Below are 17870 nucleotides of genomic sequence, written 5' to 3'. Positions count from 1 at the left end.
TGTAGTCCGCTTCCGGCGTGTAGCTGAAATTGCCGTCGGGATACACCACCACACTACCGTGACTTGCGACACTGGCCAATTCCCAAACGTTTCCTCCGTCCGGACTTGGGGTGTCGTTACCGACTAAGGTGTCGTTCAACACGGCGTCTTCGTCCAACGTAAACTGGTCGTCTACCGCAACCGGTACGTCGTTGGCGGGATTGATCGTTAAGTTCACAACGGCTGTATCGCTGCCGCCATTACCGTCGACCATAACGTAGGTGAAGCTGTCAGTTCCGTTATAATTAGCGACTGGCGTATAGGTGACCGTACCGTCTGCATTGATCACTACGCTACCATTCTCCGGCTGAGTCACGCTTTGCACGCTTAGCGTATCGCCGTCCAGGTCGGTATCGTTCGCAAGCACTTCAATAACTGCGCTTGAATCTTCATCCAACGTGGCCACATCATCGACGGCGACCGGCGGATCGTTCTGAGGATTAACGGTTAAACTCACTAAGGCCGTGTCACTTCCTCCGTTTCCATCTACGACGGTGTAGGTAAAGCTATCCGTGCCATTAAAGTTCTCATACGGAGTATAAGTGACCGTACCGTCTTCATTAATCACCACAGTACCGTTTTCCGGCTGGGTAACGCCCTGTACGATCAACGTGTCCCCATCCAGATCGGTATCATTTGCAAGGATATCGATGACTTGACTGGCATCCTCATTAAGCACGGCCGAATCGTCGGCCGCAACCGGAGGAGCATTAACATCGGGTTCAACAACAAGGTCTCCGGCAGGAAATGTTCTGTCTGCTGTGGAACTGCTGATTCCCGCTGTATCGAATCCGCTGGTAACGGCACCTACCGAACCTAACCTCTCTACCAGGTTTTCGCCACCGGCATTGGCACTGGACGTTCCGCCGATATCCCCCGCTGCCGGTTCTTCCAGATTTTCAAGGTCAACATTGCCTTCAAGAATCGCCTGTTGCAGGGCTGCGACATCAGCTTCTTCTCCGCCCGCCGCTTGAATGCTGGAAGAGGCACCCAAGACATCTTCATCCAGAGCCATCTCGGAATCACGACCCAAGGTTAAAATTTCACCGTTATTCAAATCAATGGTCACCTGCCCATCCAATGAAGTATTGATGATTTCATTTGCAAACACTTCGTCACCGAGCAGCAATAAACGCACGCCCCCCGTTTCCGGATTAACTGCTTGCACTGTTCCGCTGACTGCGGCTACTTTTCCAGCTTGAATAGACATGATTCCACCCTCCTTAGCAAAACATGATTACCATTTAATATGAATGGTTATAGTTTTATATTACTCTTTTTAAGGGAATAAACCACTACCCCAAAGTACAACATAAAAAAATTCTATAAAACAAAGAGATAGTTTCTTTATAATTACTATAAATGAATCATTCCATTAGACGGACAGCCTTAACATGAGTACTCTAAATCCAGTTTTATCTTCTGCTTCTCTAAGCGCTCAGACCCAAGTTTCTCCGACCGTTGCTCAAGAAAACTTAAAAATGAACGACCAGACCAAAGCCAGTTCAAGTGCGGCAGGAAATAGTACCGTCACGCTGTCTGAACAAGCTCTAAAACTCAGTCAAGAGAGCCAAAATCTCGCCGCCACACAAACGGTACGCGAATCGGAATCAACTGAAAATGAGGGGATGGAAAGCAGACAAACCGATGCCGGCTTAACTTATGCCGATAGCTTAAATAACTCGTCCAACCGTTCCATGAGCAACGAAGAAGCTATTGAGCCGGCTTCGGATCGGTCATAAAATTTTTAATTGAACCCACGGCACAACAAGAAACCGTTTCGCAATGAAGCGCTTTGAACAAAACCAATGAACAAGTCCGCTTCATTTTTCTGAAAAAGTAGTTCAAGTGCTTCACAAACAACGAATTATCAATGGTCATTAATTTTTTTGATCTATGCATAAAAACTTCATACTTTCTCAATATTTCTTCAAGCATTGAAGATTGATTCTCTTGTTTCCTGACGTTAAACTAATCTCAACTTAAATAAATCGTTTATTTAAAGTTGGACTTAAATCCCTTTTAAGTCTTATTTAAGTTATTCATTGTCAAATAACTTAAATAGCTCCTCAGACATTCAGCACGGTACGGCCAATACCGTGCTTTTTTTTTCTCTAAAAAAAAGATTAGAATAGCTTTAACACTCTTCCCATATTGCCAGCCAATAATGATTTACATCATGGAGAAAGCATGCCAGATCATCAACAAAAAACCTATAAACACGGCCACGGCAGCGATGCACAGCATAAACAAGATCAAGCGCTTTTCAGTGAGCTTTTAGAAAAGCACTCTCAGCTCAAACGCGAAACTGTGAAATTGGAAAACGGTATTTGCAGCACCACCACGGCAACGACGCCCGAATTAGGCAAAATCATTCAACAGCATGTAGAAGGTATGGAAAAGCGCTTTGCCGGCGGGCGCGCAATTCGTTCATGGGATCCTTTATTTGCAGCCCTATTCGAATACAAAGACCAAATTAAAATGGAATACCGTAATGTCGAAAACGGCGTTGAAGCCACTCTGACCAGCGATGATCCGAAAATCATTGAATTGATTCACGCACACGACGACACCTTGCACGGTTTTGTCGATCGCGGCTATGAAGCCGGTAGAGAAGAAAGCCCAAAACCAAGTTGGCTATAAATAAAAAAGCTTGAATAGACGACAACACGACCCTATTAACTGCACACATTCAATCAAAACAGGAAGTGAAGCATGATTATTATGTGCCCTAGCTGCGGCGGACTGAACCGTGTAGCGGATGAAAAACTCAACAGTCATCCCACGTGCGGAAAATGTAAAAATCCACTGTTTTTAAACAAACCGATTGAAATGAACGGCCAGCAATTTATGCGTGCCTATCAAAAATCCGATCAACCTCTGGTGGTCGATTTCTGGGCGCCGTGGTGCGGACCCTGTAAAAGTTTTGCTCCCACGTTCACTCAAGCGGCGGCAAACTTTGAACCGCGAGCGCGTTTCGTTAAAATCAATACCGAAACCGAGCAGCAAATCGGCGCACAATTCGGCATACGCTCTATTCCAACCTTGGCAATATTCCAAGGCGGGAAAGAAATTACCCGTGTATCGGGCGCGATGGATCTCGGAAACTTCAGTCGCTGGCTGGAACAATATCTCTAAACCCAAACCTGATAAGGATGCACATGGAACTAGGCTCAAACGAACATAAACAAAAACTGGTCAACGGCATTCTAAAGGTCGCGATTAAAACGACGACACTGGGATTGATTATCGGCGTTCTGCTGATGGTACCGAGCCTTATCCGCGTCAATCTATTTTCGACCGGTCTGGCGTATGCCGGGAGCGCGGTGATTATCGGCTCTCTGCTTTGGTCCGGTTGGATTGCCTTTAAAAAATACCAACGAATCATCAAGCCGTTCGACAAAACTTTCAATCAGAACCGTTAACAAAAACGGGGGCATTAAGCCCCCGTTTTTTATCCACTTTTCGTATCTAAATCTTTATGGTTAAAACCCCTACCTCAACCCTTACGCCGATTTAAAGCGACTTAAAAGCCCTTTTAAATCCATTTTAGGTATTAACGGCAATCGTCTACTCCAGCTCCGCGCCGTTTGTCGCACGGCTTGCCAATTCACTTCGGAACGAAATTCCGGCTTCGCGTAAAGCCAGCTGTTTAATTGCTCAACAAGCTGATCCAATTCCGAGTCGGCAACAAATCGTTGTTGATACCAATCCGAAAACTGCGCCAGAGAACCAACACCAACCGGCCACGATTTCATATTGGATTCGCTACGCGAACCAGACCAAGCTTGCTGAGACTGCCACTGCCAAATAGCGGTACAGATCTGCCGGGCATCGTCAGCCTCACTGATCGCCCGACGTAATCGCCAATTAATGAACAACTGTTTCAACAACCATAATACGGCAAACATACTGAATAACAGTAACAACAATCCAACCCATTGCAACAACCAAATACTCCAAGGCGGAACGGCCAAGCCCGATTGCGCTGCAATCATTCGAGTCTGAATTTTGCCGCTTTGCGGATCAAAATAACGCAATTGCAACCCTGGGAGTGTAAACGGGCCGGAGTCCAAGATTCGATAAGGCACACTCACTGTCAGTTCGCTCATCAATCCTTGTTCCGTTATGGACTGCGAACCTTGGCGACTTTCGGTTAGCCATTCAATCTTAGGATCGTGGCCGATCTGCGAAATCAATTGATAAGCCACATTATTGAGTGACGTTTGATTCATTCCCAAACCGCGCAAATGCCAAATCCAATGAGCCAAATCCCCGGTTTGCTGCCCAAAACCGACACTGGACGCACTAAACTCAATTTTTCCCACCGATTGGGTAATCGGCAAAAAGCTCGGAAGCGGCGAAACCTCCATGTTTAACAATCGGTCAAAAAACAACCAACGTCGGTTACTGGTATTTTTTACGATCACCGTCGGCGAAGCGACCAACCACGCACTCTTTCTAGAATCATTAAAAAAGTCCTGTGACGAATCCAGATGATAATTGGCGGCCAATAAAACCATCTTTTGCTGATCCGACAAGATCGCTTCTTTCAACGGTTTCTCTGCCACCTCTGATTGCCAGCCATCGGTCTTACGGGCTTCGTAACTCACCAAATTGGCAGGATCATCCACCGTCACCTGTGCATTCCAGCTTAATTGTTGACTCGGATACGCCTGCTTGTCCGGTGTCTTCCATTCAATCGCAACATGGGGATTAGGCTTAACCTCAATCGTCGTATCGGGAATGCGAATCACCCCTAATCTTTGCGCCTTGATTTGAAACTGCCCTACGCCTAAAGGATATAAACGTAGACGAATTAAATCCGATTCCGTATCGACCTCATAAATAGCAAAATGCTCCCTCAGCGCATCCATATCCAACTTTTCAAAATCCCGAAACACGGTTGGACCCTGCATGGACAAGGTGATTTTTTCCCCTAGCATGACACTGGTTGGATAGATACGAACCTTGGGGGCTTCCGTCTCGGCATGGACCGCTGCTGCCAATAGAATCAAAAGCATCCCTGCAATACCGCTCAGCCATAATCGCGACTTTTCAAACCAAATCACAAAACCGCCTACCATGGTTGAACCCCCGGAATCGGATGCGCTTCTTCTTGCGCAGCCTGAAAGCCCTCTTCACGCTCGAAAAGTCGTTTCAACAATACGCCTTGTTGGTCGTCCAACTGCTGCAATTGATTTTCGAATGCCTGGGCGCGCTGTAATTGCTGTTGACGTTGCAAGATTGCCGAACCAGCCGCAACCTGGGCACGTTGATCAACGTTCAAGCGAGCGGAACCGGCTTGATTGTCAAACCGGTAATCGGTGATTTCTCCGGCTTGCGGCAAAATGACTTTGTCTTCTCCGCTGGAACCTTCGACATCATCCGCCCCAAAACCCGGGGTTTCAGACGAAGCACTCGGCTTTTGACCACCGTAAAAAGCGCCTTCGGAATCACGCCCCTCACCGCTGCCGTCGTCGTCTTCGCCTTTGGCATTTTTGCCGGCATCCTCGAACTGTTTGCGCTGTAAAGCCAATGCCAAGTTTTGTTCGGCCTTAACATAATGAGGGTGGTACAGCAAAGCTTGGCGATAAGCCTCGATTGCCTGCGGCAACAAATTCACCAAATAATAACCGTTACCTAAGTTAAACAACGCCTTAGCCCTTGAATCATCATCGTTAGCACTCAACGCAGCTTGCCTGAAGTACAACACGGCCGATTCCAGATCCCCGGCTTTATAGGCAGAGGTTCCCGCCCCTAAATAACCGTCATAATCGGCAACTTGATCATACAAAGAAGTGGCCAAATCGTACTGTTCCGCCTGAAATGCCTGATAAGCGCTCTGCTTAATGGATTGGGAACTCTCTGCGGCTTGTACGTCGGGAGACAGCGATACAGTTGAAAACAATATGGCAAATCCAAGCATAAATAACGAAGCAACACCGTTTTCGCTCTTTTTAACAGCGTCTTTATTTCCTTGACCCGTCAAACCAAACGCAAATGTCAGCGGATAAAACGCCCACAATAAAGCCAACAAACCCATCACCATGAACGGTTGTGAAAAATCCTGCCAAACCTGCTGACTACTAGGCAAACTTCGACTTTGCGCAGGCAGTGTCACTTCTTCCATCAATCTGGACATAAACGCTTGATCGGTCGAACCGTGCAGATAAATGCCATGCAACGTTTGCGCCCACTTTTTCATCACCGCTTCTTCCAAGCGACTCTGCACCAACATGCCATTGGCGTGTAAACGTCCGGTTTTATCCGTTTTGTCCGGCAAACTACTTGGTGTTGGCTTACCGATCCCAATCCAGATGGTTTTGACGTCGGTCTGCCCGCTTCTTAACGCTTGTGTTTCGGGCAATCCCTTAACCACTTCAGGTAAATTTTGCGGCTTCCAAAATGCCGGTGCGCCATTACTTAAAACCAGCATCACTTTCGCATTACCAGCGGTTTGTTGCAGATGGTGCAAGCCAGAAATCGCCGCCAGTTCCAACCAGCTTCCCTGTGTCGGTAACATATCCGGTTCCAATAAATTCAACGAATGCTGAAACAGATCGCGGTCAAAACTCAAGGGGCTGACCAGATGCGGCTGTCCGGCAAACCCCATCAATGCCACACGGTCATTCGGCTGTAATCCTTTGACCAAAGTTTCCACCAATGACTTCGCCTGTAAAAAACGGCTGGGATAGACATCCTCGGCGGTCATGGAGTGCGAAAGATCCATCATCACCATCACATCAACACCGGCACGACTCGTCTGATCCGGACTCGGCAACAAGCTCCGGGGACCGGCTAACGCAACAATCAGGCATAACCATCCGACGCTGAGCAATCGACTCGGCGAAACCAGTTGTTTAACCTTGTAATAAAAACCGACCGCCACGCTAAGCACACCCGTTTTAAAACCGGCAGACCTATCCAAATTTGATTTTGATTTCGATAATAAAGGATTCGCTTCCACCCACGGCCAAAGATGTGAATCCGCATAACTCTGTTTTTGAACTTTAATCCACCACTGTTTGAAAAACCATAACAACGGGGGTAACAATAAGGCCCACAACCACAACGGCGCACGCCACTGCAGGTCTCCACCGAACAAAACCGACCAGAATGCCATCATCGAATCCATTAGAGACCTCCTTGCGTGGCGGTCTTAACCGGCTTGGACAAATGCGAAGCCAATGCAATGCTCAACAACAGATAGACCAACAAACTTAACACACCGAACAACAACGGCCAGTGATACAGTGGAATCTTCTGTGGCGGACTGGGCGGTGCCAAATAAGGTACGCCTTCCGTTTGATCTATTTTATGCAACACTTTCTGTAAATCGTCTCCACTACCGATCTGATAATAGTGCCCGTTGGTCTCGGCGGCGATCCGTTTCAATGACTCCGACTCCAACGGCTGATAAAGCAAGCCGGAATAGAGACGTTGATCGGCCTCTTGACTGCTTGCACCGACACCCACTGTATAGATCGGCACATTCATCATCTGAGCGTAGTTAATCGCCTCGCTCACGTCGATTCGGCTAGGCTGTGCCTGGCCGTCACTAATCAACACCACCACACGCCTTAACGTATCTTCATCGCCTTTTTGCATGCCCTGTTCGGTCTGTTTTAAAGCCAGCCCCAACGCTTCGCCAAGCGCCTCATCGGTACGCCCCGCCAAATAAGGCTTGAGGCGCTTTAGATTCAATCTTGCAACCGTCTGATCGGCACTTAACGGCATCAAGGTATAAGCCTGCTGGGCATAAATCGTCAAGCCGAAGCGATTTCCGGCAAGGCCGCCAATGAATTGATCCAACACCGATCTCACCACATTCATACGCGTATCGTCCTTACCGTTTACCTGATAGTCAGGCAACAAAAAAGACGCCGAGCTTTCGATTACAAACACCACATCACGCACGGTTTTTTCTTGAGGTAACGGATCGGATGGTTGCATCTTTTGCGGTTGCGCCAAAGCCACGGCAAGACTGACGATTACCAAACCGCGCAACAATTGCAGAAACAATTTAAACCACGAAAAAATCGATTTGCCCGGCGACGTTTGAGACACGCGACTTTGCAAATGAATCAACGGGTGTCTGAACACAAACTGGCGTTGCGACTGCAACTGCGCCAAATCGTCTTCTTTAGCCTGAATCGGCCATAAACGTAGCGTTTGCAATAACCATAACAGAGGCCAAAGCAGAATCAGCCACAACCAAACCGGCGTTGCAAAGCTATCCACGTCTAAAGATAAGGCACTCAACCATGACATTACCAAGGATTCCATACTCAGCTATCCTTGCTCGTCATATTGGAATCAACAGGCGCGCTCAATCTCAAAAACGCACGCTTCTGCAACAACACCCGAGCTTGAATAACCAATTGTATGTAAGTTTCACGTGAAACATCCGCTTGCGAAAATCCAAGCTGGTTTAAGCGTTGCATAAAGGATTCCATCGAGACCATTTCGGCCTTTGTTTTACCCAAATGGCGCTGTAACAATTTCGCCCAACCATACAGACGCCACAACTGAGTTTTATCGATAATTAATTCGCCATCTGCCGATTCAGCTGCGGATTTAAGGGCTGAATGCTGTAATCGTTGCAGCTGCAACGACAACTGGAGCGGCAAGTAATAACGTCTGCCAATCCACAACAGCAAAACAATCATCAACAATCCAAGCACACTCCAACCCAATAACGTTGTCCAAAAACTCCAATCCACACCGGGCGGCGTTGGCATCTCGATATCCTGCAACGACAAACCCATCGTCGGCACGTTCGGCGTATTGGCCATTGAATCAGTCATCGAATCAGCCATTAACAGCCTCCACTTTCCCAGCGAGCTTGCTCAAAGGTTCGTGCGCCAGCAAGGTGGTCACAACTGCACCGGATTGCTGTAATAAGCTTTGAAGTTCTTCAAAATAACTTTCTGCCCAAGCATGGTATTGAGCGACCTGCTGAGAGCCGTGCAAATTGAACGTTTCCGCAGTCGCCACAGATTGAAGCTGCAACCCTTCGGTACTCGGCAAATTGCGTTCGGCGGCGTCCTCAATAAATACGGTTTTAACAAAACTGCGCTGTTGTAAGGCCGTCAAAATCGTCGTTGTCCGGGCATTGGCATCATGAAAGTCGCTGATTAAAATCACTCGGGAACCCGGCTGAATTCGCTGGGTAAGCTCCAGCAAAACATCATTAAGGTGAGGCTCTTGGCGGCTTTGCGATTGCGGCGGACAGGGTTGCGAAAAGATTTCCATCAAATGCTCGAAAGTACCGCGTCCTTCAAATATCGGCGTAGCCTGTAAATCTTCGGCTAAACGCGCTCCTTCGACGGGAATTGCGGATTGCTGCGCCATCCATAAATAATAACCGGCGACACGAAGTGCTTGTTCCGCCTTAAGGCGGGTTTTGGTGCCGAAGCGCATGCTTTGACGTTGATCGACGAGAATAAACCAATTTTCCTGGCGTTCTTCCTGAAACAGTTTGGTATAGGCTTGACCGCTACGCGCCATCAATCGCCAGTTGATACGGCGAATTTCATCACCGAGTTGATAAGGACGGCTCTCTTCATACTCCAAACCCGCCCCCATAAAACGGCTGGTCTGTTCACCCTGTCGCAAAGCCTCGCTTGGACGCAGGTTTCTCGGCAGGCGGCCGGCCAGATGCGACACTTCTTCGGCCAACTCATTGATCTGAACAGCGGACAGCAGTGGCTGTTGCAAGCGTTTTGAAGCGTCCATAGACGACTCCACTTGCTTAAACAAGCTCTGCAAGCCTAGCTTAACTAAACTTAACACCGACATATTTTCACGCGATCCCAATCGTCAATCCAATACAGTCAAGCGCAATTAAGCGTTCGCTTCCGTTAAAGGCACCGGTACTAACTCAATGATTTTCTCGATGATCGAATCGGCATTCCATTGCTGTGCGCGTCCGCTGAAACTCACGATCAAGCGGTGACGCAATACGTCCGGCAATAAAGTGATAACGTCATCCGGCGTCACAAAATCACGATCCTGCAACCAGGCATAGGCACTGGCAGCATGCAGCAATGCGATCGAAGCACGCGGCGAGGCCCCCACATCCAACACACCGGCTAAATTCGAATCCAACTCACCCAGTTTACGGGTCGCGCTGATCAGTGCGACCATGTATTTTTCAACCGGTTCGGACACATACTGTTCCGAAATCGCGTGACGCGCATGCAACACATTTTCCGGCGTTAGAAAAGCGGCGGGCTGCTCCTGATCTTCGCCAAAATGATGGGCGCGGTCACGGCGCAGAATCTCCAACTCTTCCACTTCGTCCGGATAATCCAACACAACATGCAGCATAAAGCGGTCAAGCTGCGCTTCCGGCAACGGATAAGTACCGCTCTGCTCTAATGGATTCTGCGTTGCCATAACCAGAAACATCTCCGGCAAAGCTCGAGTCTGCCCGCCAGCCGTCACTTGTTTCTCGGCCATTGCTTCCAACAAGGCCGACTGTACTTTAGGCGGTGCACGGTTAATCTCGTCGGCCAGTACAATCTCGTTGAAAATCGGACCCTTTACAAAATTCAACTGCCCACTGTTAACGTCCAACACCTCGGAACCCATAACATCGCCCGGCATCAAATCCGGCGTAAACTGAATTCGCTGAAAGCTGGCATGAACGCCCTTTGACAAAGCCTTGACGGCGGTGGTTTTCGCCAGGCCCGGCGGCCCTTCCAACAGAATATGTCCACCCGTCAACAAACCGATAATCATCTTATCCAATAAAGCTTCCTGACCGACAATCACTTTTTGCAAATGCTTTTTCAGCGCGTGAAATTCTGTTTGTGTAGACATGTTCCATTTCCTAGATAGGTAGTTTTTCTTATCATTATATTATGACATATTTCGCTTAATTGTTCTTAGTACACAAAAACAACAGCGATTAAATTGTTGTTACCGCACGTTGCCATTTGGCTCTTTGCCGCGCCTTATACCATTCGTGATTCAATACCAACAGCACGGGGAACGGAATCAGCAACCACAGATTTTCCAGAGGAACCGTAGCGGTATTAAAGACCGTCTGCACGGCAGGCACATACAGCACCGCCAAAATAAACAGGCCTTCGGTCGCCACCCCGAACCAGATCATCTTATTAATGCTTGTAATCTGCCAAATCCCGCCTTCCCACGAACGCAAGGTGAAAACGTTCGCCATCTGACAGGTGATCGCCCCCAACAGCGTCATCGTCATCGCCTGACGGTGAAACTCCGAATCGATCGACAGATCGCCGTACTGCCAACCATTCAAGAACAGAAAGCCGAGAAACGCGAACATCGCCGCCATCCCCTCAAACACACCGTTCATAAAATAGCCGCGCTTGAATACTTCCCAATCGAGGATCTTCTCGTCTTTGCTCATCGGCGGCCGTTGCATAATATGTTTTTCCGGCTTCTCCGATCCCAATCCCAACCCCGGCAGCTGATCCGAACCGAGGTCGATCAACAGGATTTGAATGACCGACAACGGCATCGGTATCTTCAAAAAGAACTGCAATACATAAGGCACGATTTCCGGCACGTTCGAGCTGAGGATGTAAGTCGTGAGCTTTTTGATGTTGAAATACACCGTACGCCCCTCTTCAACCGCCGCCACAATCGACTTAAAGTTATCGTCCAGCAATATCATATCCGCCGCTTCTTTGGCGACATCCGTACCCGATCCCATTGCGATCCCGATATCGGCCTGTTTCAATGCCGGCGAGTCGTTTACGCCGTCACCGGTCATTGCCACCACTTCGCCGTTCTCCTGCAATAGTCGGGCAATGCGCAGTTTCTGCGCCGACGCCATGCGTGCGAACAACAAATGATGATGTTTCAACTTGGTTTTTAAGGCCGTGTTCGACAAAGCATCCAACTCCTGCCCGGTCAGTACCTCGTCCACCCGTAAACCGATATTCTCGGCAATCGCTTTGGCGGTTACCGGATTATCGCCGGTAATCATCGTCACCTTGATATGCGCCGAATAACATTCGCCAATCGCCTGCTTGATTCCTTTTCGCGGCGGATCGATCATGCCGATCAAACCAAGGAAAATCAATTGATCTTCGCCGTCGCCCGATTTCATCGCCACCGCCAAAACCCGATACGCTTTCTCGGCCAGCATCCGGTTCTGCTCCACGATTTGTCCGCGACGCTCTTCCGTCATCGGCTCCAACGATTCGACTTGAATCTGGTTACACAAAGGCAGCACGCTTTCCAGGGCCCCTTTGACGAACAGTTGATTTTCATCGCCTTGCTTTACCAACGTCGACATCATCTTGCGTTCGGTCGAAAATGCATACTCGCGAATCTTTTCAAATTCCGGCATTTCAACATACTTTTTCGCGGCAACGACCAGAGCCGCTTCAGTCGGATCGCCGATCACTCTTTTCTCGGCTGCATCCACCGATGCATGCGTATTTACGGCGGCAACCGTCAAAAATTGCTGTAAATGCCGTTCACTTTGCGACGAACCCCGTTTCACAAATTGGCATTCACCCGAGCCGAAATAGCCGTTTCCGCTAATCTCGATCTCACTGCCGTCCGCCAAGTGAACCACTCTGGCGGTGATCTCGTTCTGGGTCAAAGTACCGGTTTTATCGGTACAAATTACCGTGGCCGAACCCAACGTCTGTACCGAGTTCAGGTTTTTAATCAACGCCTGGCGTCTCGCCATTCGTTGAGAAGCCAACGACAAGGATAAGGTGATGGTCGGTAATAACCCTTCCGGTACGTTCGCCACAATCAAAGACAGAGCGAAAATAGCCGAAATCAGCAAGCCCCGATCCGAAAACCACCCAAGGAAGAAGAACACCAATCCCGCCGCCAGCGCCAATAAAGTCAGCAGCTTTGTCATATGACGGATTTCTTTTTCTATCGGCGTCTGAATGGTGACCACTTCCGCCGTCATTCTGGCGATCTTACCGAATTCGGTGGCGTCTCCCGTGGTCACCACCACCGCATGTCCGTTGCCGTTGGTAATCGACGAACCGGCAAACACCATGTTTTTAGCATCCAGTTCGCGCTTCGCTCCGCCCGATTCCATTAAACGGGCGGAAGGGGTGGATTCCCCGTTTAACACCGACAAATTCAAATAAATGTCATTAGCGCTAAGCAGAATCGCATCCGCTGCGACCTTGTCTCCCTCTTCCAATTGAAGAATGTCACCCGGCACAATCTGACTGGCATCCACCGTCTGCACCTGCCCCTCACGAATCACATTGGCTTCCGACTTCACCAGTTTAAGCAGGGCTTCCATCGCCTTGTCTGCTTTGAATTTCTGCCAGAAGGTAAAGGTGGCGTTGAGGAACACCGCGCCAAATACAGCATAGGCCAAAACATCATTGCCTTGCCCGGGCTGAAAGTAATCAGCGATCAACGCCAAAATCGCCGCGACCTCCAGCAAAATCGGGAAGAAAGAGGTGTACTCTTTTAAATACTCGATGCGGTAATCTTTTTTAGCTTTTTGTTTAATCCGGTTTGGACCGAACGCTTCCAAACGCCGCATCACTTCTGCGTGCGATAAGCCGGATTCGCTGCTCTTAAGCGATCTTAATATCTCTTGAGGCGACTGTTCGAACAACATGGCTACGCTTTCCAGGGGTAGAAAATAATGCTGTTAACCGACGACTCGTCGGTTAACTGATTCAACATCTTCTGCGAATACGCGTTGGCGTCGTAGATCACCAAGTCCAGGCTGTTGGCGATCAAATAATTATTCATCTCTTCGGGATCAGCCGGTTGCATGGCATTCACCACTTCAACGTTTTGATGCAGCATCTTGGCAATCTGCACAAACGGTGCCGCCTCATACTTCAAACCCGACTTAGTAGACGCTTTAGCAGCCGAATGGCTATTTTGCAGATAGAGTTTTCCGAGCGAATCGCCGTCATTCAGCAATCCCAACCATAAAAGGTAGGCATGAGGGTTAATCGCCTTGCCCGCCGCCAACATCACGCGATGGTAAGAACGTACCTGAGGCACGTTTTTAACCTTAACCACCGCGACGGCGGTTTCCAAACCCGCCCGCACGATTTTTTCACTGAACGAGTGGCTCTGAGAAAGCTTTCGGGTCGCGCAAAACAAGGTATCAATCGCATAGAGCTGTTCGTAATGCTTCAACTGCGTCAGCATATCGCCTTGCAGAATGACGGTTTCAACCTCAACGCCCAGCGCGTCGGCCAATTCCTTCAAAGAAGCGACCGAGAGATGCAATTTCTCCACCGATTCGGCGCCATTATCGATGAAAAGAAGCGTCAGAGGGAGTTGCACCACCTGCGCATAAGTAATTGCATATAAACTGGCCGCTTCCGAAAGCAAAGAACCATTCACCAAAGATACAACGCGCATAAACTACCCCCTGCCAGACAACAAGTTTTAGAGGCTTTATCTTACTGCAAAAAAAGTCAATATCGACAATAACCTAATGGTCTTTATGTAAAAACTTTTAAACCACAATCTCCTCGCTTACGCAGCCCCCTATGAAGCCGTCTTTTTAGGCAGCACCCGCTGCACCCACAAACCGGATAACAACATAAGAATACCTACCAGCCAAAAGGCCATATCCATCGAATCAAACACTTGCACGATTGAACCCATCAACAAAGCGCCGATCGCATAGCCTAGATCGCGCCAAAACCGATAAATCCCAATCAGACTCGCACGATGTCTAACCGGGCTAAAATCCGAGATCGAGGCACCTAGATTCGGATATAGCATTGCCATTCCAACACCGATTAAAGCCGCCTCCATACTCCACAAAAAGCTACCTTGCGTCAGAGGAATCGCCAACACGCCCAAACCACACAACCACATTCCCCATACGACCAACCCTTTTCTACCGATCCTATCCGACAAAGGACCGGTCACCAACTGCAGAGCCCCCCAAACCACAGCGTAAATCATAATAACGGCACTGCCTTCCACTAAGCTGAGGCCTTGAGATAAAAAATAAACCGGAAGAAAAATCCAAATCAGCGCATCGGTAAATTTTTCCACTAGACCCGCCTGATTCAATGCCTGTAGATTGCCGTCCTGCCAACTAGCCGATTTAAACAACTGTCTAAGCGTTTGAGGCTCCACCGGTTCGGCGGCCTGCTGATGCCGTTCCATCCAGCTCATCGTATCTTTGATTAAAAACACTGCCATCATCAAACCTGTCAGAATCACCGCGCTACCGAAAATAAACAGGCCTTCACGCGCACCGTATAAATTCACAAAATAGGCGGTCACGACTCCGGCAATCCCTACGGCCGCATAACCGGAAAACTCATTTAACCCATTAACCAAACCTTTCTGCGTCGATCCAGCCAAATCCAACTTACTATTCAGTGCCATCGACCACGCCAAACCTTGATTCAACCCCAATAAAAAAGTCGCCGCAATCACCCAGTTCCAATCCGGTGCGTACAACAACATGAAAGGAATAGGTACCGCAACCAACCACCCCACCACCAAAACATTTTTACGACCATAGAGATCGGACAACTTACCCGCGAGCAGATTCATCACGGCCTTGACCAAACCAAACACCACCACAAATGAAGCCAATAAAAAGAACTGCTGCTTGGCTAAACCAAATTCGGTTTCCGCCAGACCCGGAATCACGATACGCATCGATCCGATTGTCAAACCGACCAGAAATACTTGCATCAACTGCAAAATGAATTGCATTTTATTGGCTCGAATACCGTGTTCGAGCAAGGCTTTAGTTGTCATTTTCAAAACTTGATGTATGTTATTAGGGCTGAAATAAAAACGAATGCTTAATCATTCACGGAATGCATTCTAATCAACCCAACATAACTATTCAATCAATTAATTGAATAGTTGAATACTATAATTTATACAGGTTTGCCTTGCTATGTCCTCGGTTAAGAAACAATTATTCGAACTTCTTGCACAAATCGCACAAGCTATCGCCTCACCTCAACGGCTTGAATTACTGGACTATTTAGCCCAAGCGGAGCGAAGCGTCGAAGAACTTAGTCAGCTAAGCGGTTTAAGCGTCGCCAATACATCAAGGCACCTGCAAGTTCTAAAGCAGAATGCTTTGGTAGAGGTCAGGAAAGAAGGTAATAAACGCCTGTATCTTTTAGCGGGCGACGATGTAATCAGTTTAATCGCCAGCTTAAGGAATACCGCCGAAACCCATCTGGCCCAAGTCGAAAATCTGGTGGACAGCTACCTGACTCAAAAAGATAAACTCGATCCTATCAGTGCCGATCAACTGATGAAAATGAGCCAAAACGGTGAAGTCATCGTTTTGGATGTCAGACCGGAAAAAGAATATCAACAAGGTCATATTCCCAATGCCGTCAACATACCGCCGGAAGATTTAAGTAAACGTCTTAGCGAGCTGGATAACAACAAAACAATCGTTGCCTACTGCCGCGGTCCTTATTGCCTGTTCTCTTTTGATGCGGTCGAAGCCTTGCAGAAAACGGGCGTTAAGGCACATCGTCTAGTTGACGGATTTCCGGAATGGAAAGCGGCGGGGTATCCGACTACGGTAGAAAACTGAACGACAACCAACAAATCCACTTAGTAAAAAGCCATCAAATCACTTTATTAACTGCGAAGAAAATACTTTTAGTAGAAGTAATTCGGCTCTGCTAATATAGCGATTCGACTGGGTTTGCAGTCATCCCGATTATTTTTGAGGAAACTAAAATGAAAACAAAATTCTCGATATTCGCTCTTTTCTGGTTCCTGCTGGCCACCGCGTTCAACGCGTCGGCAGAAGAGATTAAACAGACGTACAAAAACCTGACCGTCAACGCCAATCTAGTTATGGCAGAAGGCAAAACACTCGCCGATGACGTCGTACTGCTTACCCACGGCACCACCACTCATAATGGCCGCGAAACCTACCGCAGCATCCAGAAATTGTTGGCCGATCAAGGTATCAGCTCGCTGGCACCGAACTTAAGCCTGAACGTCAACGACCGTCACGGTGAAATCGACTGCGCCCTGCCGCAAACCCATAAACATGAAGATGCATTGGATGAAATCGGATTCTGGCTGGACTGGCTGAAATCGAAAGGCGCCAAATCCGTCACCCTAATGGGACACTCGCGCGGCGGTAACCAAACGGCTTGGTTCAGTATCGAACATGACGATCCGGTCATCAAAAAAGTCATCCTGATCGCCCCGCAAACCTGGAGCAAGGAAGCCGAGGAAAAAGACTACGCCAAAAAATATGACCTTCCTTTGGAACCCATCCTGAATTCGGCTGAAAAGCTGGTCAAAGAGGGCAAAGGCGATACCATGCTGGAAAATATCAACTTCATCTACTGTAAGGGCACTTCCGCCTCTGCCGATGCGTTTGTAAGCTACTACAAAAGCGAGCCTCGCATGGACACGCCGACCTTATTGAAAAAAGCGGTTAAGCCTACGCTCGTCATAATGGGATCAGCCGACACGGTTGTTGCCGATCTACCTAAAAAGATGGAATCGGTCGACAACGATTTGGTACAAACCTACACCATCGAAGATTCCGATCACTTTTTCCTAGACTTGTTTAGTGAAGAATTGGTCGAAAATGCAGCGGCATTTATTAAAGAATAAAAGCATCTTTACAGCAAATCGCATCATTTATTAATGATTTCTGTACAAAAGCCCGTGTTAACGGGCTTTTTTATTGCTTGAAAACGCCAAAACTTATGTCAAATAGGTCTAATGGTTTCGTCCTCCCTATTTCTATCCTTCACCGACCTTATTTTCCTTACCTCTTCCTGTGTATTTTCAGCCTGTTACCGTCAAATTCCGACTTTTTCTAGACAATACGCGAATTTACCGTTAACTTTACTATCAAC

At 48.1% G+C, this 17870-nt stretch carries 16 protein-coding genes; 6 read left to right on the top strand and 10 right to left on the bottom strand.

Annotation, left to right across the window (positions count from 1 at the left end):
* Positions 1 to 1249, bottom strand: a 1249-nt coding sequence (locus tag ABY044_RS04650; RefSeq protein ID WP_373018656.1) for a retention module-containing protein, incomplete at its 3' end; no start/stop codon positions are given.
* 184 nt (positions 1250 to 1433) lie between these two features.
* On the opposite strand from ABY044_RS04650, the gene ABY044_RS04645 reads away from it, so the two are divergent.
* From ABY044_RS04645 to ABY044_RS04630, 4 genes are all read left to right on the top strand, one after another.
* Positions 1434 to 1781 (top strand): hypothetical protein, encoded by a 348-nt coding sequence (locus ABY044_RS04645; RefSeq protein ID WP_373018654.1) that lies wholly within the window; start codon positions 1434 to 1436, stop codon positions 1779 to 1781.
* Between the two features lie 448 nt (positions 1782 to 2229).
* A complete protein-coding gene (locus tag ABY044_RS04640) occupies positions 2230 to 2682 on the top strand; it encodes a hypothetical protein (RefSeq protein WP_373018652.1) in 453 nt (150 codons plus the stop codon).
* A gap of 72 nt (positions 2683 to 2754) precedes the next feature.
* Complete coding sequence (gene trxC / locus ABY044_RS04635) at positions 2755 to 3177, top strand: thioredoxin TrxC (protein ID WP_373018650.1); 423 nt, start codon at positions 2755 to 2757, stop codon at positions 3175 to 3177.
* A 23-nt stretch (positions 3178 to 3200) separates the two neighbouring features.
* Positions 3201 to 3464: a hypothetical protein gene (locus ABY044_RS04630; RefSeq protein ID WP_373018648.1), complete on the top strand. Its 264-nt coding sequence runs from the start codon at positions 3201 to 3203 to the stop codon at positions 3462 to 3464.
* 81 nt (positions 3465 to 3545) lie between these two features.
* Here ABY044_RS04630 and ABY044_RS04625 read toward each other — a convergent pair whose 3' ends face one another.
* From ABY044_RS04625 to ABY044_RS04585, 9 genes are all read right to left on the bottom strand, one after another.
* On the bottom strand, positions 3546 to 5126 hold the full coding sequence (locus ABY044_RS04625; RefSeq protein ID WP_373018646.1) for a hypothetical protein: 1581 nt from the start codon (positions 5124 to 5126) through the stop codon (positions 3546 to 3548).
* Positions 5120 to 7177, bottom strand: coding sequence for a VWA domain-containing protein (locus ABY044_RS04620; protein WP_373018644.1), 2058 nt, complete (start codon positions 7175 to 7177; stop codon positions 5120 to 5122). Before ABY044_RS04620 ends, ABY044_RS04625 begins: the two co-directional genes overlap by 7 nt.
* Complete coding sequence (locus ABY044_RS04615; protein ID WP_373018642.1) at positions 7177 to 8328, bottom strand: VWA domain-containing protein; 1152 nt, start codon at positions 8326 to 8328, stop codon at positions 7177 to 7179. Before ABY044_RS04615 ends, ABY044_RS04620 begins: the two co-directional genes overlap by 1 nt.
* A 2-nt stretch (positions 8329 to 8330) precedes the next feature.
* Entirely contained in the window at positions 8331 to 8861 is a 531-nt protein-coding gene (locus tag ABY044_RS04610) for a hypothetical protein (RefSeq protein ID WP_373018640.1), read from the bottom strand.
* The gene (locus ABY044_RS04605; protein WP_373018638.1) at positions 8854 to 9843 is read right to left on the bottom strand and encodes a DUF58 domain-containing protein; all 990 of its coding nucleotides are present in this window, start codon (positions 9841 to 9843) and stop codon (positions 8854 to 8856) included. Before ABY044_RS04605 ends, ABY044_RS04610 begins: the two co-directional genes overlap by 8 nt.
* Before the next feature lie 45 nt (positions 9844 to 9888).
* Positions 9889 to 10869, bottom strand: coding sequence for an AAA family ATPase (locus ABY044_RS04600; protein WP_373018636.1), 981 nt, complete (start codon positions 10867 to 10869; stop codon positions 9889 to 9891).
* An 88-nt stretch (positions 10870 to 10957) separates the two neighbouring features.
* Positions 10958 to 13639, bottom strand: a complete 2682-nt coding sequence (locus tag ABY044_RS04595) for a cation-translocating P-type ATPase (RefSeq protein WP_373018634.1) — start codon at positions 13637 to 13639, stop codon at positions 10958 to 10960.
* Between the two features lie 2 nt (positions 13640 to 13641).
* On the bottom strand, positions 13642 to 14403 hold the full coding sequence (locus ABY044_RS04590) for a universal stress protein (protein ID WP_373018632.1): 762 nt from the start codon (positions 14401 to 14403) through the stop codon (positions 13642 to 13644).
* 129 nt (positions 14404 to 14532) lie between these two features.
* Positions 14533 to 15771, bottom strand: coding sequence for an MFS transporter (locus ABY044_RS04585; RefSeq protein ID WP_373018630.1), 1239 nt, complete (start codon positions 15769 to 15771; stop codon positions 14533 to 14535).
* A 145-nt stretch (positions 15772 to 15916) separates the two neighbouring features.
* On the opposite strand from ABY044_RS04585, the gene ABY044_RS04580 reads away from it, so the two are divergent.
* A complete protein-coding gene (locus ABY044_RS04580; protein WP_373018628.1) occupies positions 15917 to 16576 on the top strand; it encodes an ArsR/SmtB family transcription factor in 660 nt (219 codons plus the stop codon).
* 149 nt (positions 16577 to 16725) lie between these two features.
* Positions 16726 to 17622, top strand: a complete 897-nt coding sequence (locus ABY044_RS04575; RefSeq protein WP_373018626.1) for an alpha/beta hydrolase — start codon at positions 16726 to 16728, stop codon at positions 17620 to 17622.
* The last annotated feature ends 248 nt before the right edge of the window (positions 17623 to 17870 follow it).

Origin of the sequence: Thiomicrorhabdus sp. (genome assembly GCF_041583835.1) — a bacterium.
Taxonomy (GTDB): domain Bacteria; phylum Pseudomonadota; class Gammaproteobacteria; order Thiomicrospirales; family Thiomicrospiraceae; genus Thiomicrorhabdus.
Note: the sequence above shows the minus strand (reverse complement) of the source record. Positions and strands in the feature narration are given on the sequence as shown.